This window comes from Dorea sp. (assembly GCF_977044405.1).
The window spans coordinates 1-24,398 of record NZ_CDRRQK010000007.1 but is presented as its reverse complement, the minus strand read 5'-3'; the positions used below and the strand labels follow the sequence as shown (position 1 = coordinate 24,398).

Sequence of the window (24,398 nt, the reverse complement as noted above, 5' to 3'; positions counted from 1 at the left end):
CTCTCATATTTGTCTATTTCTTATTTGTTAATCTGTTCACGGAGTCGTGTAAGAAGATCTTTGATTCTTGCACTTTCCATACGCATGCTGACTGGATTTACGATCATTCTTGCAGAGAGAGGACAAACCTCTTCTAACACTTCCAGACCGTTTTCACGAAGGGTAGATCCTGTTTCTACAATATCAACAATCACTTCGGAAAGTCCTACGATCGGCGCCAGCTCGATAGATCCGTTTAGTTTAATGATTTCTACCGTCTGATGCTTGGTATTATAAAAATAATCTTTCGCAATATTTGGATATTTTGTTGCTACACGGATCAGTTCGTGATGCTGTAGAAGCGGTGCCGCATCTTTATATCCGCATACACACATTTTACATTTTCCATATCCAAGATCAAGTACTTCATGTACTTTACGTCCTTCTTCCAGGATGGTATCTTTTCCAACAACCCCGATATCAGCTGCACCGTATTCTACATAAGTCGGTACATCCGGTCCTTTTGCGAGGAAGAAACGAAGTTTTAATTCTTCATTCGTAAAGATCAGTTTCCGGGAATCTTTATCTTTCATCTCTTCACAGGTGATTCCGATTTTTTCAAATAATTCTAATGTCTGTTTTGCCAGACGGCCTTTGCCAAGGGCAAATGTCAGGTATCTCATAATGTCTAACTCCTATCTGCACTATTCACGACTTTCTACGACTCTCTTCTCTCCGGTAGCCAGATTCACCATTGTTACATCTCCGGATTCTTCTATATAGACCAGATTGCCTGCATAAAAGTCATTGCCGTAACGGATATAATCTTCCAGTGTACATACCGGATTTTTCTTAAGCAATTCAGCATTTTTTGATTTTCTGCGGAAATCTTTCGCAAGTCTGATTGCTTCAATCTGTCTTCCGTCAGCATATACAATGATTGTATTCTTTCTAGGATATACAATACGGATTTTCTGACGTGTCAGTGCATTTACAAGTTCGTCGATTACGATTGCAAAACCGATAGATGGTGATTTCTTTCCGAATTTTTCAATCAGATGATCATAACGTCCACCCTTTACTACCGCATCTCCTGTTCCATATGTATAGCCTCTGAAAACAATACCTGTATAGTAACCGTAGGTTCCTGTCATGCTAAAATCAAATGTCACGAATTTTTCAACGCCATATTGACGCAGTGTCGCATAGATTCTCTCCAGACGTCTGATTGCCATGACTCCTTTGGAATTTGGTGCAAGATTTTCAGCTTTTTCCAGAATCTCAACACCACCGATCAGTTCATTTAATGCGCCAAATGCCTCTTTTGCACTTCTCTTTGCCTGAATGTTATCCAGAAATTCTTCTACACCGAAGTAGTTGCGGTTTCCAATCAGTTCACGGACTCTTTCCTCTGCTTCTTCATCCAGATTAGCATCTTCAATGATGCTCTGGAAAAAGTCTACGTTACCTACACAGAGCTGGAATTCTTTCAGTCCGATCGTCAGCATGGATTCGATCACGAGTGCTAACATCTCTGCGTCTGCTTCAACAGAATCATCTCCTACAAGCTCGGCTCCCATCTGGGTTGTTTCACGAAGTCTTCCCTGATAATTTGAATGATTGACGAATGTATTACCTGTATAGCAAAGACGGATCGGAAGATGCTCGTCTTTGAATAATGTTGCAGATGCTCTTGCAATAGATGGTGTGATATCTGGTCTTAATACAAGTGTATTTCCATCTTTGTCAAAGAATTTATAAAGATCATTTGACGGTGTTGTTCCGATTTCCTCACGGAACACATCAAAATATTCAATCGTTGGAGTCTGGATGTCGTGATATCCATATAAATGAAATACTTTCTTAAGTCTTTCTTCTAACGCAAGTTTTTTACCACATTCTACGTTGTATATGTCCCTGACTCCTTCCGGAGTATGTAGTTTTTTCTTCATATGTCCTCCAAATTGTTATATTTTCTCGTGCACTTTAGTGTGCTACCATGTTAAAAAATCACTTTGCATTATACGCAGTTTCATCCGTTTTGTCAAGTTCATCCCGCAGTTCCAGATCAAGATTTAGAGAATCCAGGTACGGAACATAACATCCCCTTGCAAATTTCATAAAAAACCGTTCATCCAGTTCATCAAAACGGAAACTCTTTCTTCCGCCTTTTTTTGCCCGCATCCAGAATCTATATAGCTCTTCAAAGCGCATATAATATAACAGATCTTTTGATGAATAATAGATCAGAATGAATGCAACTCCCTGCTGTTTTTCAAAATTCTTCATGAATTCTACCTGATGTTCATGAATATTTTGAAGTGGAAATGTCTCTGCCACGCATTCCTTAGCGTCAAAGCATACCGGTATTCCCTGTACAGCTCCGATATAATCAATCGTACTCCTCTGGTCGAAGTATGCAAGAGTGATCTGTCTGTGTTCTTTATCCATGCGTACCGGTGTGATCGGTGTCGGGATTTTTTGCATCAGTGCCAGATTTTTTTCCAGATACCATTCATTGGTACGATTGACCATATCTTCTAGTGTAGAACCTCTAAGGCCTCTTGAGTTCCATGTTCCCATGCCGTCTCCTTTATCAAGTTCCAGAATAGATCCGGTACTTTTGCGTAGAATGTTTTTCCGGAAAGATTTTCAAGCTCCTGTTCCATTGCCGGAAGGCTTAACTGATATGCGTGAAGTACCTGATCTTCGATCTTCCAGTCTTTTTTATACCTGTCATTCCAGTTCCTGTTGCCATATTTATAATCTCCAAGAAGCGGATGACCGGTACTTGCAAGATGGGCCCTTATCTGATGGGTACGCCCGGTGATCAGATGTACTTTTAATAATGTCATTTCTGCATTCCATGCGATTGGCATATATTCCGTCTCGATTGGAAGACTGTCTTTTAACTGTCTGGATGAGAGGTGGACGGTATTCGTCTTTTCATCTTTGTAAAGGTATCCACGGATATGTGCAGGCTCCTGGATTCTGCCTTTTACGATACACAGATAATATTTTTTTAAAGTACGTTCTTTGAATAATTCTCCCATCTGCTGCAGGCCGGCCAGACTTTTTCCGGCAACGATCAGTCCGCTCGTATTTCGGTCCAGACGGTTACAGATGGAAGGTCTGAAGGTACGCAGGTCTTCGCTTGTGAGTTGTCCGGAATTTAACAGATAGGCGGTTACATTTTCTACAACGGAGATATCCGATTCTTTTGCCTTCTGTGACAGCATCCCGGAAGGCTTGTTGATAAACAGAACATTGTGATCTTCATATATAATATCGGGTTTTACGGTTCCCTTTAACTGCTGCACATGTTCAGGCTTTGATGCCTGGAATTTGGCAATGGTATCATCCGCCAGGAACAGCTTTACACTGTCTCCTTTTTTCAGATGTTCATTGCCGGTTGCTTTTTTACCATTTAATACAATGTTTTTCTTACGGAGCATCTTATAAATAAAACTCCCCGGTGCTTCACTTAGATATTTCCGAAGCAGTTTATCCAGCCGTTGTCCGGCTTCATTATCATGAATGATAAGTTCTTTCATATGTTAGTGTTCACTCCTGTGATTGCTCGTTTGATGTAAATTTATATAATTTTATACGATTTTACATCGAGATATTTAATATGATTTTCAAAATTGCACGTTCTCTTCGTAATGATTCATTCTTCTCTACAGCAGCAATATTGTTCATGCCTTCTGCTCTGGATAAAAACGCTTTATAATCATGGAAGATTTTTATCGTCATTTTATCATAATGATTATTTTTTAATATTTCTTTCATGTGTTGTGCAAGTACAGTTTCGTCTGTCTTGGGGGTACTTGCATAACCACAGATCACATGTCCGGATACAACAACCGCATCCAGAGGCATGACTTTCTGTGAGCTGGTAATGATCATGTCATAAGCACGTAAAATGAGTGGTGCATGTTCTTCTAATTTCTGATATTTTTCATCTGATATTCCCTTGTATGGTGCCATGGTAATGAATTCTACCAGCATCTTTGCTGCCGGAAGGCATCCAACGACTGCAACAACCGTAAGGAGATTCAGTCTGGAACCTGTCTGGATATATCCTGTAACAAATACAGCGATCACAACCGCAAATTCTACGACCGACGCTATCAGATATTTTTGTTTTCTGGCTTTCAGATAGCCTTTCTGACCTTTTTCTGTCTTCATATTTTCAGTCCTTTTCTATATATAAATTCTATAATGATGCCCCGCCTCATTTTTTCTGTCATCTGTTCAGAACAAGTCCGGGGATGACAGCTCCTTTGTGTTTTTCGTTCCTTATCTCTTCCTTATATGTGATTTATTTTCATCATGGCCCATGCCAGCAGCGAGTCCGGAAGTATTTTGGAAAGAATTCTTGATGCCTTCATGGACGCGCCGTATACAGACATACTTCTTCCATGTACACTGTCGATCAGTGCCTGTTTTACGACGTCTCTGGCATCTGCACACAGTGCTTCTTTTTCGCCGGATACCAGCGAACCTGCCCGGTCAAAGAATTCTGTACGCACAGGGCCTGGACATACTGCTGTAACAGAGATTCCTTTTTTACGGACTTCCTTTTCAAGTGCATGGGAAAAGCTTAATACATAAGCTTTGGATGCTGCGTAAACGGCAAATCCAGGCTGTGGACAGAATGCAGCCGCAGAAGCCAGCTGAATGATCCGGCTGCCTTTTCTCATATATGGAAGGCATACGCAGGTCATACGGGTTAATGCATTGCAGTTCAAATCAACCATTCCGCATTGCTCCTTTGTATCCAATTCACTTATGACACCGATTTTTCCGTATCCGGCTGTGTTTACAAGCATACGGATATTGGCTTCGTTACGCGAAAGTTCACGTTCTATTTTTTCAAATATATAATCTCTTTGAAGATCACCGTCAAAGATCCGTAAGGGAATGTGGATTTCCTGCTGAAGTTCTTTCAGCCGTCCGGTACGTCTGGCAATCACCCACAATTCATCCAGATTCTTATACAGATGCGGAATCTGAAGTGCGAATTCCTTACCCATTCCGGATGAAGCGCCTGTAACAATTGCAATGTTCATAGGATCACCTCTTCTTGTGTACATTTCGTATTGCTTTTTTCTTATGGTTTGATTTGTGATTCACAGCACCTGTATTAGAAAACTTTTTCGTGTTTTTGCTGCGGCTGCTGGTTGTACGACGTTTATTGTTAGCTTCTGCATCGTTATCTTTGCTGCTCTTTTTTCCGTTATTTTCTTTATATGATGCCTTTCCTTCCATTTTTCTTGGTCTGATCAGGCAGTGTTTGTCAAAGCCGACAAGATCCATGCGGTGTGCTTTTTTCAGAGCCTCCATGACAAGATCATAGTTCTTTGGATCGCGGTACTGGATCAGTGCTCTTTGCATCGCTTTTTCATGTGGATTCTTCGGTACATATACCGGCTGCATATTTCTTGGATCAACTCCCGTATAATACATACAGGTAGAAATCGTTGAAGGAGTCGGATAAAAGTCCTGTACCTGCTCCGGCATATAGCCAAGGTCCCGGATGTGTTCCGCCAGTTCTATCGCATCTTTCATCTTAGATCCCGGATGCGAAGACATCAGATACGGTACCAGATACTGTTCTTTATGAATCTTCTGATTCATCTTATTATATTTTTGGACAAATTCTTTGTATACACCATTTTCCGGTTTGCCCATGAGTTTAAGAACGTCGTCCGATACATGCTCCGGTGCTACTTTCAGCTGGCCGCTTACATGATAACGGCAAAGTTCTTCCAGAAATGTATCATTTTTATCGGCTACGACATAGTCAAAGCGGATTCCGGAACGGATGAATACCTTCTTTACTTTTGGAATATCGCGCAGCTCCCGCAAAAGTTTTACATAATCTCTGTGGTCGACTTTCAGATTCGGACAAGGTTTCGGGAACAGACACTGGCGGTTTTTACATACACCTCGTGTGAGCTGTTTCTGGCAGGATGGCTGCCGGAAGTTCGCCGTCGGTCCCCCTACATCGTGGATATAGCCCTTAAAGTCTTTGTCATGTGTGATCATCTTCGCTTCATCCAGCAGGGATTCATGACTTCTGACCTGCATAATACGTCCCTGGTGGAACGTCAGCGCGCAGAAACTACATCCTCCAAAGCATCCTCTGTTACTGATCAGACTGAATTTTACTTCAGAGATGGCAGGTACGCCTCCGTCCTTTTCATAAGAAGGATGATAGGTCCGCATATATGGAAGTCCGTATACGTCATCCATCTCATCCTGTGAAAGTGGTGTGGCCGGAGGATTCTGTACAACGTATAAATGATCATTATACGGCTCGACCAGTCTTTTTCCTGAAAATGGATCTGTATTACAGTACTGTACATAAAAGCTTCGCGCATAAGAAAGCTTGTCCTGTTTCATTTCTTCATATCCCGGAAGGATCTCCGCATCATACACACTTTCCAGACTCTTAGTTTTATATACCGTTCCGGGGATAAATGTAATATCACTGACAGCAATTCCACTGTCTAATGCTTCAGCGATCTCAATGATGGAATGCTCTCCCATTCCATATGAGATCAGATCTGCTCCGGAATCCAGCAGTATAGATCGTTTTAATTTATCAGACCAGTAATCGTAATGAGCCATTCTGCGCAGACTCGCTTCGATCCCGCCGAGAATGATCGGTGTTTTCTTATATACCTGTCTGATCAGGTTGCTATATACGACTGCCGCATAGTCCGGACGTTTTCCCATGACACCACCCGGTGTATATGCATCGGTTCTTCTGTGTTTTTTTGAAACCGAATAGTGGTTCACCATGGAGTCCATATTACCGGCAGAAACCATAAATCCAAGCCGCGGCTCTCCGAGAATCGTAATACTGTTCTTATCTTTCCAGTCCGGCTGTGCAATGATCCCTACTTTAAAGCCATGTGCCTCCAGAAGCCTGGTGATGATGGCGTGTCCGAAAGACGGATGATCTACATACGCATCACCGGAAATATATACAAAATCCAGCTGGTCCCATCCCCGTTCTTCCATATCTTTTTTGCAGATTGGTAAAAATCTATTTTCTGACATGTTCCATCTCCTCTTTGGTTAACGGCCGGTATTCTCCCGGCTTCAAGTTTTCATCCAGGCATAAAGTTCCCATACGTTCACGCTTCAGATAAGTCACTTCTTTTCCAACGGCAAGAAACATTCTTTTTACCTGATGGAATTTTCCTTCATGAATAGTAAGTCTGATCTGTGATTCATCTGCACTTGTCAGTATCTCAAGACTTGCGGGTCTGGTCATCTCGGGCTTGTCTTCTGTTCCGATATTAAGACCCTTTTCGAATTGTTTTACATCTTCTTCTGTTACTTTTCCACGGATCTTTGCATAATATACTTTATCTACATGCTTTTTCGGAGCAAGAAGCCTGTGTGCCAGATCCCCGTCATTGGTGATCAGAAGAAGTCCTTCGGTATCTTTATCAAGTCTTCCTACCGGAAAGAGATCTTTTCTTTTTTTGTCTTTGATCAGATCCAGAACCGTTGTATCTTTCCTGTCTTCTGTTGCGGAAATTACTCCGGCTGGCTTATTCAGCATATAGTATTCATAAGACACATAGGAAACCGGCTGGCCGTTTGCCATAATTTCATCCTGGTTTTCATCGATTTTTGTATCAGCGGCCTTTACAACGGTCCCATTTACAGATATGTTGCCCTGTCTGATCTTTTTTTTCACTTCCTGACGGGTTCCGATACCCATTTCCGCCAGATATTTATCCAGACGCATCATGGTTAACAAAGCCTCCATCCCGGAAGATACTTATTTTTCAGTGTTCCACCAGATACTTTTCCCCATCCAAGTGGGAAGCCATCTACACACACCAGGTACCAGCCCTTTTCTTTCCGTTCTGTCAGGTCATCTACGTCAAGGGTTTCGCCCTTCAGGTAGCGTCTGACTCTTTCGTCTTCGCACGGAAGATCGATGATCTGTGTATATTCTTCTTTCTTTAAACACATAGCAAATGCCTGACTTGGTTCAAAACGGTTCTTTTTCAGTTCACCAAGTAAAAGTCCTGTCCGCAGGAAACGGATGCCTCTTACATCCGGAAGTCCCTCCGGCATATAATAGATACGTTCACCGTGGATATCCAGTCTGGATGCGTCCAGCTTCCATGATACCAGCTTCATGAATTCTTCTAATTCTGCCGGAAGCTTTCCGTTTTTCTTTTTTGCTTTTAATTCTCTTACCGGAAGTGGGTCACCTTTTTGCAGTAATGCAACATAATGCCCCTCCCCCTTCATCTTATGAGGAAAGATGCGGACGGTTTTACGAAGCTCTTCGTCTTTTTCTTCTGTTACTTCCGGTATGCCCGGGCAGAACCCTTCATATGGTTCCATTGCCAGGACATGGAACTCAGGGTATTCACGTTTCAGGTGTTCAATGATTTTTTCGTTTTCACTTGGATCAAATGTACATGTTGAATACAGCATAAGACCACCTGGTTTTAACATCCTCGCAGCCTGCAGGATAATATTTCTCTGCAGATTACTGAAAAATGCCGGCCCGTGTTCTTCCCATGCTTTTACCATCTTCTTGTCTTTCCGGAACATTCCTTCTCCGGAACAAGGTGCATCGATCAGGATCTTATCAAAATACTCGGTAAAATAATTCTCCAGACGTCCCGGTTCTTCGCTTAGTACCAGGACATTTCCAATACCGAATACTTCGATATTCTTTAAAAGGCCTTTCGCTCTGGAGCTGCTGATATCATTGGCGATCAGAACTCCTTCTCCTTTCAGTTTTGCTCCAAGTTCGGTTGCTTTTCCACCCGGTGCTGCACATACGTCCAGTACCTTGTCTCCCGGTTCGACCGGAAGACGGTTTGCAGGTGTCATGGCACTTGGCTCCTGGAGATAATATAATCCTGCGAAATAATATGGATGCTTGGCCGGAGATACTTTATCTCCATCATAGTAAAAGCCATTTTCAATCCATGGGATTTTCTTTATCTCAAATGGACAAATCTTTTCAAATTCTTCTACGGAGATTTTTCCTGTATTAACACGCATACCATAATATCTTGGTTCCTCATAGCAGGCGATATACGCATCGAACTCATCTCCGAGAAGTGCACGCATCTTTTCTTCAAATGCTGCTGGCAGATTCATATATTTTTTCCTCCGTCATTTCTAATTGTACTCTTGAACTTTTTGATGTTTGATTTTATGAGTACTGTTTATTGTTCGTTTCTATTTACAGTTTTTCAAAACCAGTTTCAGGAATTCCCAGCTTCTCTGTGTCGAAGCAATATCCAGACGTTCATTAAAGGAATGAATGTCCAAAACATCCGGGCCGCAGGATACACAGTCAAGATCCGGGCGTTTCCCAAGGAACAGCCCACACTCAAGTCCGCCGTGGATGATGCAGATTTCTGGATCTTTCTTATACACTTCTTTATAAGCAGCTTCCATAATCGGTCTAAGCTGTGAATCCGGATTATACTGCCATGCAGGGTAAGTGCTCGAAATTGTTCCTGTTCCGCCGAAAGCTTTTGTCACAGCATCTACCTGTTCCAGAATCTGCTGTTTTCTGCTGTCTACAGAGCTGCGGATCAGGAATGCTGCTTCAACACCGTTCTCTTTCATCTCTACAGTTCCAAGATTCAGGGAAGTTTCTGCAGCACCGGCTACCTTACGGCTGTATTCCTGAAGTCCGTTTGGGCATGCAGCAAGGAATCCAACGACTCTTTTCGTAGTATCTTTTGAGAACACTTCGATATCTTTCTCTTTTGTTGTCTGTACATTTACGGTAAGTCCTGGCTCTTCTCCCATGAATTCTGTATTCCAGATAGCTTCCATATCACGGATCATTGAAACAATCTTTTCTGCATCATTTTCAGCAACTACAATAGAAGCCACAGCCTCCATTGCGATGACATTATCCTTGGATCCACCATATATCTCACTTAAGTAAATTTCAGCCTTGCTTTCCATATGATAAAGCAGGCGTCCCATCATTTTATTAGCATTTCCACGTTGTCTGTGAATCTCTTCTCCGGAATGGCCGCCAAGTAATCCTTTGATCTGGATCTCAATCTTTTCTCCGGATACAGTTTCTTTTTCTACCGGGATCAGTGACTGGTAACGCACACCACCGGCGCATCCGACGGTTAAGGTTCTTTCTTCTTCGGAATCAATATTGATCAGTTTTTTCCCTTTTAATACGGACAGATCAATCGCTTCGGCGCCGTCCATCCCAAGTTCTTCATCAACAGTGAATACGACCTCCACCGGTGGATGCGGGATATCATTGCTGTCCATTAACGTAAGTGCCATCGCAACAGCAATTCCGTCATCTCCACCAAGCGTGGTATCTTTTGCTTTCAGATATCCATCTTCTACATATAATTTTAATCCGTCTTTTTTAAAGTCATGGTCTGAATCCGATGTTTTTTCACATACCATATCCATATGTCCCTGAAGGATAACCGGCTCACTGTCTTCATAGCCTTCTGTTCCAGGCTGGAAGATGATAACGTTATTCACTTCATCCTGAATCACTTTCAGGTCACGATCTTTGGCAAATTTTACAAGATAATCGCTGATTCTTTTTGTATCCATGCTTCCTCTTGGAATTGCACTGATTTCTTCAAAAAAGCGGAAGACTTCTTTTGGTTCTATTTCACTTAATACTGACATTTTTTACACTCCTTCTTACATTACGCTGTTATCTATTATCTAACAGACTTCTAAAAAAATCAACTGATATAAGCGGCTGTACACACATAATCATAATTTGCAGTTACTGTTCACTCAGCATAGAAACACCCACTGTGCAGACAATAGGAATTAATACTTTTGTGGTTTTTATCATATAAATACATTGACAACTCTCTGTTCCATGGAAAGGTCTGTTATGATAAAACATCGTGTATTGACTATCTTTCTTCTATCCTTTTTTTGTTTGATGCTTCTATATCCGAAAACGGTATTTCTTGGTGCCAGTGAAGGACTGCTTTTATGGTTTCAGACAGTTCTTCCAACACTTCTGCCCTATATGATACTGAATAATCTCATGATACATACTTCTGCTCTTCAATGGATATGCCGGGTGGCAGCTCCAGTTCTTTGTCGTATCTTTGCTACGTCTTATTATGGATCCTTTGCTGTCCTGAGTGGATTTTTATGTGGATACCCTGTCGGAGCTAAAACGACTTCTGATCTGTTGAAAAAAGGACAGATTACTTATAAGGAAGCCGCCTATCTGTTATCATTCTGTAATAATACCAGCCCTGTATTCGTGATCAGCTATGTAGTTCAGCAGAATCTGCAAGATCCGGCACTGACAACACCCTTCCTTCTGATCCTCTTTCTTTCCCCGGTATTATCAAGCTTTCTTTTCCGGAAATGTTACTCTTTGCCTGGGAATATCATAACAGAGTCTTCCTTATCTTTCCTGGAATCTGATCCGGTTCAAAGAAAACAGGCAGATCTCTTTGACGTATGTATTATGAATGCTTTTGAAGCACTTACCAGGATTGGTGGTTATATGATGCTCTTTACCATCGCTATCCGGATTTTATCTGAATTCTTCCCAGAGCATCCGTTTACGCTGCTGCTATATGCAACACTGGAATTAAGCACCGGAATCCGTATGATTGCACAGTCTTCTTATCCGGCCGCCTACAAGATCATCTTTTCAGCTTCTTTAACTACATTTGGCGGATGGTGCTGTGTGATGCAGACTCATTCCATGACATCTGAAACCCACATACCCATGCTTCCATATATAGCAGAAAAACTGGTCACCGCTGTGGTAACCAGTCTCCTTATATCCGCTTACGTCTATTGCTTTTATACGTATTAGTCTGACATTAGTCAATCGTATCCTCGCCTGCCAGATCATCATATTCTTCTGCAGGAGCAGCTTCCTGATAATCTTCTTCTGCATAATCTTCTGTCTGATAATCTTCTACCGGATACTCTTCTGGCACATAGTCATCTGCTTCCTGCTGAGGTTCTTCTGTTGGAATCTCAAGTTCTGCTCGGTTATTGCGGACCATGTCATAACATTCCTGAAGAGAATTAACCAGGCTGTCATATTTTGTTGTGTATGTATCTAATGTACGTCCGATGGATGCCTCTGCCTGTGCAAGAAGATCATCTGTGTAATTGATCGCACCGATACGGATCTCGTTGGCATCACTTGTTGCATTGTCCAGAATCTGCTGAGCCTGTTCTGTAGCTGTTGTTACGATCTCATTAGCCTGTGCATATGCCTGCTGCATGATCTCGTGCTCACTTACCAGCTCACTTGTCTGGATCTTTGCTTCCTGGATCATATTGTCTGCCTTAGCCTGTGCATCTGCCAGGATCGCATCCTTATTTGCAATGATCTTCTGATAACGTTTGATCTCATCAGGAGTCTTCATACGCAGCTCTCTTAAAAGCTCATCCATCTGATCTTTGTTCACAATGATCTTTGTTGTTGACAGTGGCTGAAATTTACAGCTGTCAATATACTCTTCAATCTCCTCTATAATCTGTTCAATACGGCTACTCATAATATCTGCACTCTCCTTTTATGCTTTTGCTTTCTGTTTTTTCCATACCTGTTGTTCTATATATTCTGGCACGAACTGGGATATATCCCCTCCAAAAGCTGCCACTTCTTTCACCATGGTGGAGCTTAAGTATGAATATTTCAGATTTGTCGTAAGGAAAATCGTCTCCACATCTGACGCCAGCTTATGATTAGTCTGCGCCATCTGCAATTCATATTCAAAATCCGTAATTGCCCGAAGTCCTCTTATGACGACTTTTGCATCAAGCTTGTGGGCAAAATCCACCAGTAATCCTTCAAACGGAATAATCTTAACATTTGGCATGTCTTTTGTTACATCCTCTAACATTTTAACACGTTCTTGGACGGAAAACAACGGGCTTTTTGCTTTATTATTCAGTACTCCGACAATCAGTTCATCCACCATTTCGGATGATCTTTTTATAATGTCCAGATGGCCGTATGTAACCGGGTCAAAACTTCCCGGATAAATTCCTCTTAACATATCTCTTTCCTTCCTGCAGGTTCTAAAAATACATGCTTATTGGTTTTGTATTCTTTCTCTTTTATGATTGTATATCCAAGCTCTTCTGCGTAATCAAAATTTGTCTCCTTCGAAGCTTCTACGATAATAATCCCTTCATCTGCCAGAAGTGATGATCCGGAAAGGTAGGTTAATACGCTTTTTTCCAGTTCTTTATTATATGGCGGATCCATGAAGATATAATCAAACTGTTTTTCACCTTCTAATTTATACAATGCTGTCATTACATCCATCTGCATTGTCATTCCTTTGCGTTCAAAATGTGTCTTTTTCAGATTTTCCTTTACACATTCCATTGCCTTTGGATTCTTTTCTACAAATACTGCTTCCATAGCGCCGCGGCTTAACGCCTCAATTCCAATTCCACCGCTTCCGGCAAACAGATCCAGAAAAACACTGTCATAAAGATACGGTGCGATCATATTGAATAATGTCTCTTTGATTCTGTCTGTAGTCGGTCTGGTATCCATACCTTCCAACGTCTTTAATTGTGTTCTTCTTGCACTTCCTGCAATTACTCTCATATATTTATTACTTTCCTTTCTTATCGGCTGGTGTTCCGAGCTTACGGTAACGGTTCATACAGGCATAAATCTCCTGTGTTCTCGGCATAGCAAGATTCCCCGGTACGACTGTCCCCTCACAGATGCCTGCAATCCCTTGTCTCTTAAGAACCTTTGAAAGCTCTGTGACTGCCTGTCGGAGCGTCTTCTTCCCGTCAAATATCTCTTCTTCCAGATACCTCAGGCTCTGCGCCAGCGTATTAAGCTGTTCTGTATCTACTAATTGTTCTACATATCTCAGATCAACCGTTTCATAACCAATAGAGATTGCATCTTTTCCCTGTGTTTTTAATTTTACACGCCCTTTTTGACGTATGCCTGGATTCTTTTTGATTCTGCGGTCAAAAGATGGCATCTGTGGTTTTGCATCCGGAAACTTAAGCTCCGGATACTGCGCTGCTGCAGATTTTGCAAGTTTTGTAATCTCTTTTGGTATATAGCGCTCCATCTGGATCACCTGGTCTGCAATTTGAAAATATGCACCCGAGCTTCCCGCTACCAGTACTGTAGAGATTCCATACTGTTCGTAAATATCACGCACTCGTTCAATAAAAGGTGTGATCGGCTCCATATCCCGGTGAATGACCTGCTGCATAAGTTCATCTCTTACCATAAAGTTTGTGGCACTGGTATCTTCATCTATCAAAAATACGGTTGCACCGGCTTCCAGACTTTCAATTACATTCGCTGCCTGTGAAGTGCTTCCACTTGCATCTTCGGTATCAAAAGCATGCGTATCTTTTCCGTTCGGAAGGTCATTGATGAACATGGAAATGTCTGTATGCCGGATACTTCTGCCATCTTCCGCCCGGATTTTCACCGCTGTTGCATCGGTAATGACATATTCTCTTCCGTCTCCCGGAATATGCGGATATACGCCACATTCCAAAGCTTTTAAAAGTGTCGACTTCCCATGATATCCACCTCCGACAATCAGGGTAATTCCTTTCGGAATTCCCATGCCGGTAATGGCTCCTTTATTCGGAAGTGTCATCGTTACTTTCATAGACTCCGGTGATACGAACGGAATTGCACCTTTCATCGGCTTTGACGAAACGCCGGACTCTCTTGGAAGGATAGATCCATCGGCTACAAATGCTATCAGATCTTTTGCCTTTAATTGTTCGCGGATATATGTCTGATCTACGGAAAGTTCAACCGTTTTTCTTACTGTATCAGGATTCATATTCCGGTAAAGCAACGCCTTTTCTACACATACGGGCAAAAAATCATATAAGATTTTCCGAAGTTCTCCCGACTGTATCGTACGTCCCCTTGCAGGAAATCCAACTTCAAACCTTACGATGATATCACCGGACTTTCCGTTAATTTCGCAGGCGGTCCGCTCCAGGATCTCCTGTCCGCATCTGGATACCTGAATGATTCCGCTTTTTCCTGAACCATGTGCCTGGAAAGAATACCGCTCTATCTGTCTGGAAAAATTTCTCAGTATATAGTCCGTAACAGCCAGTTTTTTACATGGCTGATCATAATCTTCCCGTGGAAGTCCTGCTGTTTTTCCAGGTACCTGAATATGCAGTCTGGATGGCGATGCAAAGGGATCTCCCTGTACATGATCTATAAAAAGTATATATTTACCAAACTGATAAGCGCCTTTTGTTTCTTTATATGCCGGATATCCTCTGTGATCGATTCTTTCCAGCAACTGTCTTAAATCCTCTGCTGTCTTCATGATTTTTTTATATCTACTCCCTGCCTGTGTTCTTTTTCCTTACAGATCTACAATCCTTGCCCGGTGATGAATTGCCGGAAGGAATTTCTGGAGCAGGTCTTTGGTTTTGAATTTCAGATGACTGGTGTTAATGCCAGGATTACATCCAAACCACTCTGCTTCTGCTACTTCTTTATCAACGATTACCTGTACATAATCATCTTCGTCTGTAAGAAGTCCTGCGACACTTGCAGATCCCGGTGTGGTTCCAAGGTGTTCCAGCATCTTCTCCGGTGGAGCAAAAGACATATGCGATACGCCAAGTTTTTTACTGAAAGAGGCCGTATCAAACGCCTTGTTTGCCGGCATTACTAATAAGAAGAAAGTCGTTTTCTTCTGGTTGCATAAGAACACGTTTTTACGGATCTCTGTTCCAATTGCTTTATCAATTGCCGAACATTCTTCCATCGACGAAGCAGGATCATTATCCACCTGTTCATATGGAATTTTTAACTTTTCCAGTGTATCATACATTTTTCTTTCTAATGGCATTCTTTCGTCTGCCGGAGCTTTTGTTCTGATTTCGCTGATGTACATAATAGCTACCTCCGTTTTTTATAAATATTTATCTGACTATTTTACATTTTTCTCCCAGTCCTTCAACTGCTATTATTATATCGGATATATAGTTATAATGCAATTTTTAACAATATAATTTTAACTAAAAAGAATTAAATGTGAAGCATTGGCAAAACCGGATTGACAAAATCGTGTGAACATTAACTTCCGGCTTCTTGTGAATTATGCTATAATACATTTACATATCCAGAGTATGTAAATATATGATGATAGTCAAAGGAGAAAAGACATGAAATACGTATTAGCATCAGCTTCTCCCAGACGGCAGGAGCTGCTTACACAGGCAGGATTTACATTTGATGTGATTCCATCTGCGATTGAGGAAAAGATCACAAAAGATATTCCGTCTGATGTTGTCATGGAACTGGCGCATCAAAAAGCTCTTGATGTATTCGAATCACAGATACTGCATAATCCAAAGTACCAATCCGAAAACTGCCTTGTCATCGGCGCTGACACCATAGTGTCGTACCGGGGGGAGATTCTTGGAAAACCAGCAGATAAAGAAGAAGCATTCGACATGCTTTCGATGCTTGCCGACCGTACGCATCAGGTCTATACAGGTGTATCATTTATTGGTCAGATCCGTGGACAGAAAATCGCACATACTTTTTATGAGAAAACGGATGTTACCTTTTATCCTGTCAGCAAGCAAGATCTGCATACTTATGTTGACAGCGGGGATTCCCTTGATAAAGCGGGAGCTTATGGAATCCAGGGGGCATTTGCCATCCATGTAAAGGGAATCGAGGGAGATTATAACAACGTAGTTGGTCTTCCAATCGCCCGCCTGTACCATGAACTTGATTCGATGCTTCCAAAGGAGAAGGTGCACTATGCATTCTAGTCGAAATAAACAAAAATACGAAAAATCTGCACTCCGTGTTTCGATTACCGGAAGTACGATATTCGTAATTCTGGAAATTGTCATGGCGGTTATCACACGATCCCAGGCTGTTCTTCTTGACAGTGTCTATGATGGCGTTGAGATTCTGATGGTGTTTGTATCACTTTCCCTGGTACCTTTGATGTACAAGCCTTCCAGTGAAAGTCATCCGTTTGGATACCAGCAGATAGAATCGCTGTTCGTTGTGGTAAAAGGTGTGATCATGATTGCGGTTACAACCGGACTGATCATTAATAACATTCAGATTATATATCATGGCGGCCAGCATGTGAACTTTTCTATGGTTGCATATTTTGAAATGAGTGCGACACTTGTCAGCATTGTTGTAATATTCCTGCTGCGCCGGATGAACCGGCAGCTGACGTCGCCGATCGTGACAATGGAGATTCAGGAATGGCAGATTGATTCAGTGGCTTCTCTTGGTATGTGTATTGCTTTCTTCTTACCACAGATGATCCACGGGGCATGGTTTCAGCCGTTGATTCCTTATCTGGATCCAATCCTTGCCATTATCCTTTCCTTTTTTATGCTTCCAGTACCTGTAAAAACTGTAATTTCAGGACTTCGCGATCTGTTTTTACTTCCACCGGAAGAGGAAACCGTCCAGGAGATCAAAGATATCGTATCCCCGATTCTTGCCACATACGGAGATACCAAACTTTATTATGATATCTTACGCACAGGCCGGAAATTATGGATCAGTGTTTATATTACTATGAACCGTGACCTGATTTCGATTTCAAAATTTAAAGCCGTACAAAAAGAAATCATTGAAGCCCTTTCAAAAGAATATCAAGATTTTTATTTTGAATTACTTCCGGATATTGAATACAACGGTGTCACAGAAGTTCCGGAGCCTGTACCGGATGAGGACGATAACTAACCCGGAACAGCATAAGAAAACAATTCTGATATCTTGTTTTCTTACATATTATTTATGCGGACAGCAAAAGATCCAACTGCAATTCAGTCACACACTGCAGTTGGATCTTTTTTGTGGTACATACCGTGGTATGTATGAGGAGACAGCGGGGAACTGTCTCTTCTGAAGGTAGTTCTATGAATCAAATAAATGGTATCGTCATATATTAATTGCTGCTTTATCTACGTTCTATTTTGCTTCGTATTTTGCAGTGGCATCTTCGATAGAAGATCTCATGATCAGCATCAGCTCATCAATCTGTTTCTTAGTTACGATAAGTGGTGGGATCATACGATTTACGCTGTCTCCGATGGCTGTGATCAGTGCCATTCTGTCAAGGCATCCGTGTTTTACTTCTACAGCGATTGGAATATCGTATTCGCATCCAACCAGAAGACCACGTCCTCTTGCTTCTTTTACATGAGGAAGTTTTGCAAGTTCCTGTTTCATGTATTCGCCCATCTCTTTTGCATTTTCGCTTAAGTGATTATCAAGAATCTCTGTAACAGATGCAAGACCTGCGGCACATGTTACACAATGTCCACCGTATGTAGAACCATGTGTTCCTGCTGTAAATGCTTTGGCTACTTTTTCAGTTGCACAGCATGCAGCTAATGGCATTCCGCCACCGACTGCTTTTGCCATGGATACTGCATCTGGTTTTACGCCATATCCCATGTATGCCATCGGTGCTCCTGTACGTCCCCATCCTGTCTGAACTTCATCAAACAGAAGAAGCATATCTTTCTCATCACATAATTTACGAAGTCCTTCGATGAATTCCTGTGTTGCAGGATGTACACCACCTTCGCCCTGTACTGGCTCGATCATAATTGCGATCGTGTTCTCTGTTACCTTTGATTTGAAATCTTCAAGATTGTTATATTCTGCATAATCAAATCCCGGAAGCATTGGTTTGAATCCCATCTGGATTGCATTGTCCGGCTGTCCTGTTGCAGACATTGCTCCGTATGTTCTTCCGTGGAAACCGTTCTTTGCTGTGATGATGTGATATCTTTCTGGTCCGAAATTATCCACACCATATTTTCTTGCCATTTTGATCATACACTCGTTTGCTTCGGTTCCGGAGTTCTGATAAAAGATTTTGTCCATTCCAATCGTGTCACAAATTTTCTTTGCCAGTAATGCCTGTGGAATAGTGTATGGATAGTTGAATGTATGCATAATATCATCTAACTGATCCTTGATTGCTGCGATGACTTTTGGATTTCTGTTACCACAACTGTTAACGGCAACTCCACCGTAAAAATCAAGATATGCATTACCTTCTTCATCATACAGATACATGCCTTCTGCTCTTTCTGCAATAAAGTCATATCTTTCATAAGTTTCTACCATGTACTTATTAACCATGTCCTTTAACTCTTCTGCTGTAAGCCCCGTATCTTTTAATCTCATAATAAAACTCCTCACTTTCATCCATTCTGAATTTTGTTGAGAAACAAAAAAGGCACCACACCCTAATGGGTATGGCACCTTTGCCTTTCAACGATTCACAGTATATACCTGCATTTTTAAAACGTCAATATCTTTTTTGAAATTCTTAAAAAATATTTTTCCGTGTTGCCATGCTAAAGTTGGAAAATGTTTTGAGAAAACTTAGGGATACAGAGAAGCTGCCACTTGCCACCGGTAGCTTCTCTTGCATACTTCGGCATAAAAAATAGAGTGCCACATGACACTCTATTTCTGCACATATTAGTTATACTTACGTTTTCTAGCAGCTTCTGATTTCTTTTTGCGTCTTACGCTTGGTTTTTCGTAATGTTCTCTTTTACGAATTTCCTGCTGAATACCAGCTTTTGCACAGTTTCTTTTGAATCTGCGTAAAGCGCTATCTAACGATTCGTTTTCTTTAACGATTACATTTGACATAGACTCACACCTAACCTCCCCTCCAGTCCTATATTGTGCATCATACGACTGATCGGGTATTTTTATTGCACTACATATGATTATAACATATTTTTTCTGTACGTCAATAACTTTCTTACACTTTGGTAAAAGTTGCAAAATTCAGCTAATTGACTGTAAAATTTTATGCAAGCTGCCCTTCTAATGCTTCTTTCGCAGCCTTCAGTGCGTCTGCAACACCTGCCGGATTCTTACCACCAGCCTGTGCCATATTCGGGCGTCCGCCACCGCCGCCGCCAACTAATTTGGCAACTGCTTTGATCAGGTTACCTGCATGTGCGCCCTGTTTCATAGCTCCATCTGTAGCTGTCGCCATCAGACTGACTTTTCCGTCATTAACAGAAGCAAGCAGAATCACACCTTCTCCTAACTTCTCTTTTAACTGGTCTCCAAGATCACGCAGACCATTCATGTCTACACCTTCCAGGTTTGCAGCAAGGAACTTCACGCCCTTTACTTCTTCTACCTGGTTCATAACATCACCCATGGCATCTTTGGCAAGTTTGCTCTTTAAGCTTTCCACTTCGCCCTTCAACGCTTTGTTTTCATTCATCAGATGTGTTACTTTTTCTTCAATGTTTTCTGGTGTTGCTTTTAATAATTTAGCAGTCTCGTGAAGCTTCTTCTCCTGGGCACTGTAGTAATCCAGAAGTCCTTTTGATGTCAGAGCCTCGATACGACGTACTCCGGCGGCTACACCTGTCTCAGACAGGATCTTGAATGCCATGATGCTGCCCGTATTGCTTACATGTGTACCACCACAGAATTCGATTGAGAAATCACCCATGCTTACAACACGTACGATGTCTCCATATTTTTCTCCGAACAAAGCTGCAGCTCCTGTTTTCTTAGCTTCTTCGATCGGCATATTTTTAATAACAACCGGCAGGTTCTCGCGGATCTTTTCGTTTACGATATCTTCCACCTTCTGAAGTTCTTCTGCTGTCATGGCAGAGAAATGTGTAAAGTCAAAACGGAGTCTCTGTGCATTGTTCAGGGATCCTGCCTGCTCTACGTGATTACCAAGCACCATACGAAGAGCTTTCTGAAGCAGATGAGTCGCACTGTGGTTGTTCTCAGCAAGCGCACGATTTTCTTTGTCTACTTTCAGAGACACCTTGTCGCCAACTTTGATCATACCTTTTGTAACCTGTCCTACATGGCCAAATTTACCGCCTGCAAGCTTCACAACATCTTCTACTGCAAATTCACCATCTTCTGTGCAGATGATACCTTTATCAGCTTCCTGCCCCCCCATAGTTGCATAGAAAGGAGTCTTGGCAACGATAATCGTTCCCTTATCTCCGTCTGTCAGTGCATCTACAACTTCTGTCTCGCTTGTCATAGCTGTTACTTCAGACTCTACATCCAGCTGGTCATATCCGGCAAATTCAGAAGATAATTCAGGATCCAACTGATCATATACGCTGGCATCTTTACCACTGTAGGTGTGTGTACCAAACGTTCCTTCTGATTTTGCACGCTGTTCTTTCTGTGCTTCTTCGAATCCCTTTTCATCGTAAGTCAGACCCTTTTCTTCCAGGATTTCACTTGTCAGATCAATTGGGAATCCATAGGTATCATAAAGCTTAAACGCATTCTTTCCGGACAGAACAGTCTCTCCGTTCTTCTTCATCTCTTCTTCCATGTCTGCAAGAATAGACAATCCCTGATCGATAGTCTTATTAAACTGTGCTTCTTCTTTTGCGATTACATTAAAGATAAAGTCTTTCTTTTCTTCCAGTTCCGGATATCCGTCTTTGGAACCATCGATAACGGTCTGTGCCAGTTCTACCAGGAATGCGCCCTTGATTCCAAGAAGTCTTCCGTGACGGCATGCACGACGTAACAGACGTCTTAATACATAGCCACGTCCGCTGTTAGATGGCAGAATACCGTCTGAGATCATAAATGTTACAGAACGGATATGGTCTGTCAGCACTCGGATAGAAGTGTCTGTATTATCATCTTTCTGATATTCCACACCAGCCATGTTACATACATGGTCTCTTAAAGCCTTTAATGTATCGATATCGAACATAGAATCAACGTCCTGCACGATACATGCCAGACGCTCCAGTCCCATACCTGTATCAATGTTCTTCTGCTCTAATTCTGTATAGTTATTATGTCCGTCATTGTCAAACTGTGTAAATACGTTGTTCCAGATCTCCATGTAGCGGTCACATTCACAGCCTACTGTACAACCAGGCTCTCCACAACCATATTTTTCTCCACGGTCATAATAAACTTCTGAACATGGTCCGCAAGGTCCGGCTCCATGCTCCCAGAAGTTGTCTTCTTTTCCAAAACGGAAAATTCTCTCTTCCGGAATTCCAATCTCTTTATTCCAGATCTCAAATGCTTCATCATCATCCAGATAAATGGATGGATATAATCTATTTGGATTCAGTCCCACTACTTCTGTAAGGAACTCCCATGTCCAGTGAATCGCTTCATCTTTAAAATAATCTCCAAATGAGAAGTTACCAAGCATTTCAAAAAAAGTACCATGTCTGGCTGTCTTTCCCACATTCTCGATATCTCCTGTACGGATACATTTCTGACAGGTGGTAACTCGTCTTCTCGGCGGTATCTCCTGTCCTGTAAAATATGGTTTTAATGGTGCCATACCAGAGTTGATCAATAACAGACTCTTATCATTATGTGGCACTAATGAGAAACTCTTCATTGCCAGATGTCCCTTGCTTTCAAAAAATTCAAGAAACATTCTTCTTAATTCGTTTACGCCATACTTCTGCATAATTTCCTCCTGCTCTACATTCATGTATCAAATCAGTATAAATATTTTTATCAATACTAACTTTTAATTATAAAGAGAGACAGACGTTTTGTCAATCTTTACGCCTGTCTCTTTTATAGTCTCTTTTAAATTAAAGGATGCATGAAATTCCGCCTTTGACAGCATTTCTTATGATTCCTCTTCACGGGTTTTAGTATCTTCACCCGCTGTTACTTTAATTCGATTTCACCAAGCTCTTTTGGCGGAAGCTGTTTGCTGGATGCTTTTACGAATTCCTGTACTTTCTTCTGTGCTTTTGGTACCGGAATATTCGTTCCTGCTCCTGCTACACATCCTCCCGGACATCCCATACCTTCGATCAAGCATCCGTTCATTTTGCCAATTTTGGCCATAGAAAGAATCTTCTTACAGTCTGCAAGACCTTCTGCATGTTCAATCTTTACTTCCACACCCGGATAGTATTCATTGACACATTTTTCGATTGCAGATGCCACACCACCTGCAACCGCATATCCACGTCCTGCTCCAGTTGCATTATGGAAGGACGATTCAGCCTCATATTCAGACAGATCAATTCCTTTTGCATCGAACATTCCCTGCAATTCTTCGAATGTTACAACAAAATCAACATCACTTCTTACCGTTCTCCGCATAGCTTCCAGTTTTTTCGCTGCACAAGGTCCGATAAATACTACTTTTGCATTTGGATGTTCTTTTTTGATCGTACGTGCAGTTGCAACCATAGGTGTAAGCTCCTGGGAAACTTCGTCGATCATATCCGGGAAATATTTTTTCGCCAGCATTGCCCACGAAGGACAACAGGATGTAAGAAGAAATGGCAGTTCTCCTGTTGTAACTTTTTCCACGTAATGATGTGCTTCTGCCACAGCTCCAATATCTGCACCCAGTGCAACTTCATATACCTGTGAAAATCCAAGTTCTTCCAGTGCTGCTTTTAAGTTTCTTGCACTTATATTATCTCCAAACTGTCCGGTAAATGCAGGTGCGATCTCGGCAATGATCTGTTCGCCTTCCGTGAGTGCTCTTGCAAGCTGGAAGATCTGGGATTTATCTGAAATTGCTCCAAACGGACAACTTACCATGCACATACCACAGGATACACATTTATCCGGATTGACATATGCACGTCCTAATTTATCGGATTCAATCGCATTAACGCCACAGGCTTTTGCACAAGGGCGCTCTTTCTTGGAGATTGCGTCATATGGACAGACGCTCTTACATTTTCCACATTTGATACATTTGCTCTGATCAATGTAAGATCTGCCATTCACCATGGAAATTGCACCCTTTGGACAGACTTCCATACAAGGATGTGCGAGACAACCTTTACACATGTTGCTGACCTCGTAACCTTTTGCTTCACACCGCATACATGCAGATGGAATTACCTGCATAAGCGGCGGTTCATAATACTTATCCGAGATGTTACTTGCTTCTACACCGGCAGTCAGATGCACCGGCTTATCTTCTGGTCTGAGTGAAAGTCCCATCGCAAGTCTCACCTGCTCACGTACAACGGCTCTTGCACGGTATACGCTGTCACGGTACTGCTCGGTCTCGTCATTCACCATCGCGTACGGAATTGCTTCCATATCATCACATAAAGTATCCGCATCTGCTTTGAAACCAAGTGCAGCAACCTCTTCAAAGACTTTTCTTCTCAATCGTCTAACGGTTGTATTAATTCCTCTCATCATAATTGAGATTCCTCCTGTTTTTCTTTGTCATTTTTATGACAGTCTATATAGACTATTATAGACAATTGAAAAAAATATATCAACTGGATATTGCACCTCTTGTCAAAAAACAACCCCTTCTATCCTCAAAAAGGCAAACTCATTTATCCTCTAACATTTTTAGCACATTTTCAGTTTGATTTTTCAATTTTTCATCATTCTA

22 protein-coding genes are annotated in these 24,398 nt (G+C 41.7%); 3 read left to right on the top strand and 19 right to left on the bottom strand.

Annotated elements, in window-relative coordinates:
* Positions 1-20 precede the first annotated feature (20 nt).
* From hisG to ACWJAF_RS04715, 10 genes are all read right to left on the bottom strand, one after another.
* Positions 21-662 (bottom strand): ATP phosphoribosyltransferase, encoded by a 642-nt coding sequence (gene hisG / locus ACWJAF_RS04760; RefSeq protein ID WP_296033332.1) that lies wholly within the window; start codon positions 660-662, stop codon positions 21-23.
* 21 nt (positions 663-683) lie between these two features.
* Positions 684-1,931, bottom strand: a complete 1,248-nt coding sequence (gene hisZ / locus ACWJAF_RS04755; RefSeq protein ID WP_448862538.1) for an ATP phosphoribosyltransferase regulatory subunit — start codon at positions 1,929-1,931, stop codon at positions 684-686.
* Between the two features lie 58 nt (positions 1,932-1,989).
* Entirely contained in the window at positions 1,990-2,562 is a 573-nt protein-coding gene (locus tag ACWJAF_RS04750) for a Holliday junction resolvase RecU (RefSeq protein ID WP_296091635.1), read from the bottom strand.
* The gene (locus ACWJAF_RS04745) at positions 2,520-3,533 is read right to left on the bottom strand and encodes an RluA family pseudouridine synthase (RefSeq protein WP_448862535.1); all 1,014 of its coding nucleotides are present in this window, start codon (positions 3,531-3,533) and stop codon (positions 2,520-2,522) included. The genes ACWJAF_RS04750 and ACWJAF_RS04745 overlap by 43 nt, the downstream gene beginning before the upstream one ends.
* Before the next feature lie 61 nt (positions 3,534-3,594).
* The gene (locus tag ACWJAF_RS04740) at positions 3,595-4,170 is read right to left on the bottom strand and encodes a hypothetical protein (RefSeq protein ID WP_448862534.1); all 576 of its coding nucleotides are present in this window, start codon (positions 4,168-4,170) and stop codon (positions 3,595-3,597) included.
* A 122-nt stretch (positions 4,171-4,292) separates the two neighbouring features.
* A complete protein-coding gene (locus tag ACWJAF_RS04735; protein WP_448862533.1) occupies positions 4,293-5,054 on the bottom strand; it encodes an SDR family NAD(P)-dependent oxidoreductase in 762 nt (253 codons plus the stop codon).
* Positions 5,055-5,058: 4 nt separating this feature from the next.
* The gene (locus tag ACWJAF_RS04730; RefSeq protein ID WP_296033415.1) at positions 5,059-7,053 is read right to left on the bottom strand and encodes a YgiQ family radical SAM protein; all 1,995 of its coding nucleotides are present in this window, start codon (positions 7,051-7,053) and stop codon (positions 5,059-5,061) included.
* Entirely contained in the window at positions 7,040-7,756 is a 717-nt protein-coding gene (locus ACWJAF_RS04725; protein ID WP_296033417.1) for a pseudouridine synthase, read from the bottom strand. Before ACWJAF_RS04725 ends, ACWJAF_RS04730 begins: the two co-directional genes overlap by 14 nt.
* 2 nt (positions 7,757-7,758) lie before the next feature.
* A complete protein-coding gene (locus tag ACWJAF_RS04720) occupies positions 7,759-9,135 on the bottom strand; it encodes an RsmF rRNA methyltransferase first C-terminal domain-containing protein (protein WP_448862530.1) in 1,377 nt (458 codons plus the stop codon).
* A gap of 81 nt (positions 9,136-9,216) precedes the next feature.
* Complete coding sequence (locus ACWJAF_RS04715; RefSeq protein ID WP_448862529.1) at positions 9,217-10,665, bottom strand: aminoacyl-histidine dipeptidase; 1,449 nt, start codon at positions 10,663-10,665, stop codon at positions 9,217-9,219.
* A gap of 202 nt (positions 10,666-10,867) precedes the next feature.
* On the opposite strand from ACWJAF_RS04715, the gene ACWJAF_RS04710 reads away from it, so the two are divergent.
* Positions 10,868-11,833 (top strand): nucleoside recognition domain-containing protein, encoded by a 966-nt coding sequence (locus tag ACWJAF_RS04710; RefSeq protein WP_448862527.1) that lies wholly within the window; start codon positions 10,868-10,870, stop codon positions 11,831-11,833.
* 7 nt (positions 11,834-11,840) lie between these two features.
* On the opposite strand, the gene ACWJAF_RS04705 is transcribed toward ACWJAF_RS04710, so the two are convergent.
* The 5 genes from ACWJAF_RS04705 to ACWJAF_RS04685 are packed head-to-tail and all read right to left on the bottom strand — an operon-like array spanning position 11,841 to position 15,905.
* Entirely contained in the window at positions 11,841-12,530 is a 690-nt protein-coding gene (locus ACWJAF_RS04705) for an ATPase (RefSeq protein WP_296033422.1), read from the bottom strand.
* Between the two features lie 18 nt (positions 12,531-12,548).
* On the bottom strand, positions 12,549-13,034 hold the full coding sequence (gene coaD, locus ACWJAF_RS04700) for a pantetheine-phosphate adenylyltransferase (RefSeq protein ID WP_296033423.1): 486 nt from the start codon (positions 13,032-13,034) through the stop codon (positions 12,549-12,551).
* A complete protein-coding gene (gene rsmD, locus ACWJAF_RS04695) occupies positions 13,028-13,597 on the bottom strand; it encodes a 16S rRNA (guanine(966)-N(2))-methyltransferase RsmD (RefSeq protein WP_448862526.1) in 570 nt (189 codons plus the stop codon). The genes coaD and rsmD overlap by 7 nt, the downstream gene beginning before the upstream one ends.
* A 7-nt stretch (positions 13,598-13,604) precedes the next feature.
* Positions 13,605-15,329 carry an ABC-ATPase domain-containing protein gene (locus ACWJAF_RS04690; RefSeq protein ID WP_448862524.1) on the bottom strand — a complete coding sequence of 575 codons (1,725 nt, stop codon included), beginning with the start codon at positions 15,327-15,329 and terminating at the stop codon, positions 13,605-13,607.
* A 39-nt stretch (positions 15,330-15,368) separates the two neighbouring features.
* Positions 15,369-15,905, bottom strand: coding sequence for a prolyl-tRNA synthetase associated domain-containing protein (locus tag ACWJAF_RS04685; protein ID WP_296033427.1), 537 nt, complete (start codon positions 15,903-15,905; stop codon positions 15,369-15,371).
* A 271-nt stretch (positions 15,906-16,176) separates the two neighbouring features.
* On the opposite strand from ACWJAF_RS04685, the gene ACWJAF_RS04680 reads away from it, so the two are divergent.
* Positions 16,177-16,794 (top strand): Maf family protein, encoded by a 618-nt coding sequence (locus ACWJAF_RS04680; RefSeq protein ID WP_448862522.1) that lies wholly within the window; start codon positions 16,177-16,179, stop codon positions 16,792-16,794.
* On the top strand, positions 16,784-17,737 hold the full coding sequence (locus ACWJAF_RS04675) for a cation diffusion facilitator family transporter (protein ID WP_448862520.1): 954 nt from the start codon (positions 16,784-16,786) through the stop codon (positions 17,735-17,737). The genes ACWJAF_RS04680 and ACWJAF_RS04675 overlap by 11 nt, the downstream gene beginning before the upstream one ends.
* A gap of 228 nt (positions 17,738-17,965) precedes the next feature.
* On the opposite strand, the gene ACWJAF_RS04670 is transcribed toward ACWJAF_RS04675, so the two are convergent.
* From ACWJAF_RS04670 to ACWJAF_RS04655, 4 genes are all read right to left on the bottom strand, one after another.
* A complete protein-coding gene (locus ACWJAF_RS04670; protein WP_448862518.1) occupies positions 17,966-19,195 on the bottom strand; it encodes an aspartate aminotransferase family protein in 1,230 nt (409 codons plus the stop codon).
* Between the two features lie 300 nt (positions 19,196-19,495).
* Entirely contained in the window at positions 19,496-19,672 is a 177-nt protein-coding gene (gene rpsU / locus ACWJAF_RS04665) for a 30S ribosomal protein S21 (RefSeq protein WP_005603101.1), read from the bottom strand.
* A 163-nt stretch (positions 19,673-19,835) separates the two neighbouring features.
* Positions 19,836-22,475, bottom strand: a complete 2,640-nt coding sequence (gene alaS / locus ACWJAF_RS04660; RefSeq protein WP_448862515.1) for an alanine--tRNA ligase — start codon at positions 22,473-22,475, stop codon at positions 19,836-19,838.
* Between the two features lie 209 nt (positions 22,476-22,684).
* Positions 22,685-24,196: a 4Fe-4S dicluster domain-containing protein gene (locus ACWJAF_RS04655; RefSeq protein ID WP_296091621.1), complete on the bottom strand. Its 1,512-nt coding sequence runs from the start codon at positions 24,194-24,196 to the stop codon at positions 22,685-22,687.
* Positions 24,197-24,398 lie beyond the last annotated feature (202 nt).

Excerpts from the sequence above, each read along its gene's own strand:
- ACWJAF_RS04730 (WP_296033415.1), bottom strand. The coding sequence starts at position 7,053 with ATGTCAGAAAATAGATTTTTACCAATCTGCAAAAAAGATATGGAAGAA.
- ACWJAF_RS04675 (WP_448862520.1), top strand. The coding sequence starts at position 16,784 with ATGCATTCTAGTCGAAATAAACAAAAATACGAAAAATCTGCACTCCGT.
- ACWJAF_RS04655 (WP_296091621.1), bottom strand. The coding sequence starts at position 24,196 with ATGATGAGAGGAATTAATACAACCGTTAGACGATTGAGAAGAAAAGTC.
- ACWJAF_RS04750 (WP_296091635.1), bottom strand. The coding sequence starts at position 2,562 with ATGGGAACATGGAACTCAAGAGGCCTTAGAGGTTCTACACTAGAAGAT.
- ACWJAF_RS04690 (WP_448862524.1), bottom strand. The coding sequence starts at position 15,329 with ATGAAGACAGCAGAGGATTTAAGACAGTTGCTGGAAAGAATCGATCAC.
- ACWJAF_RS04735 (WP_448862533.1), bottom strand. The coding sequence starts at position 5,054 with ATGAACATTGCAATTGTTACAGGCGCTTCATCCGGAATGGGTAAGGAA.
- ACWJAF_RS04710 (WP_448862527.1), top strand. The coding sequence starts at position 10,868 with ATGGAAAGGTCTGTTATGATAAAACATCGTGTATTGACTATCTTTCTT.
- ACWJAF_RS04745 (WP_448862535.1), bottom strand. The coding sequence starts at position 3,533 with ATGAAAGAACTTATCATTCATGATAATGAAGCCGGACAACGGCTGGAT.
- ACWJAF_RS04720 (WP_448862530.1), bottom strand. The coding sequence starts at position 9,135 with ATGAATCTGCCAGCAGCATTTGAAGAAAAGATGCGTGCACTTCTCGGA.
- coaD (WP_296033423.1), bottom strand. The coding sequence starts at position 13,034 with ATGTTAAGAGGAATTTATCCGGGAAGTTTTGACCCGGTTACATACGGC.
- ACWJAF_RS04725 (WP_296033417.1), bottom strand. The coding sequence starts at position 7,756 with ATGATGCGTCTGGATAAATATCTGGCGGAAATGGGTATCGGAACCCGT.
- alaS (WP_448862515.1), bottom strand. The coding sequence starts at position 22,475 with ATGCAGAAGTATGGCGTAAACGAATTAAGAAGAATGTTTCTTGAATTT.
- rsmD (WP_448862526.1), bottom strand. The coding sequence starts at position 13,597 with ATGAGAGTAATTGCAGGAAGTGCAAGAAGAACACAATTAAAGACGTTG.
- ACWJAF_RS04670 (WP_448862518.1), bottom strand. The coding sequence starts at position 19,195 with ATGAGATTAAAAGATACGGGGCTTACAGCAGAAGAGTTAAAGGACATG.
- ACWJAF_RS04705 (WP_296033422.1), bottom strand. The coding sequence starts at position 12,530 with ATGAGTAGCCGTATTGAACAGATTATAGAGGAGATTGAAGAGTATATT.
- ACWJAF_RS04715 (WP_448862529.1), bottom strand. The coding sequence starts at position 10,665 with ATGTCAGTATTAAGTGAAATAGAACCAAAAGAAGTCTTCCGCTTTTTT.
- rpsU (WP_005603101.1), bottom strand. The coding sequence starts at position 19,672 with ATGTCAAATGTAATCGTTAAAGAAAACGAATCGTTAGATAGCGCTTTA.
- ACWJAF_RS04680 (WP_448862522.1), top strand. The coding sequence starts at position 16,177 with ATGAAATACGTATTAGCATCAGCTTCTCCCAGACGGCAGGAGCTGCTT.
- hisZ (WP_448862538.1), bottom strand. The coding sequence starts at position 1,931 with ATGAAGAAAAAACTACATACTCCGGAAGGAGTCAGGGACATATACAAC.
- hisG (WP_296033332.1), bottom strand. The coding sequence starts at position 662 with ATGAGATACCTGACATTTGCCCTTGGCAAAGGCCGTCTGGCAAAACAG.
- ACWJAF_RS04685 (WP_296033427.1), bottom strand. The coding sequence starts at position 15,905 with ATGTACATCAGCGAAATCAGAACAAAAGCTCCGGCAGACGAAAGAATG.
- ACWJAF_RS04740 (WP_448862534.1), bottom strand. The coding sequence starts at position 4,170 with ATGAAGACAGAAAAAGGTCAGAAAGGCTATCTGAAAGCCAGAAAACAA.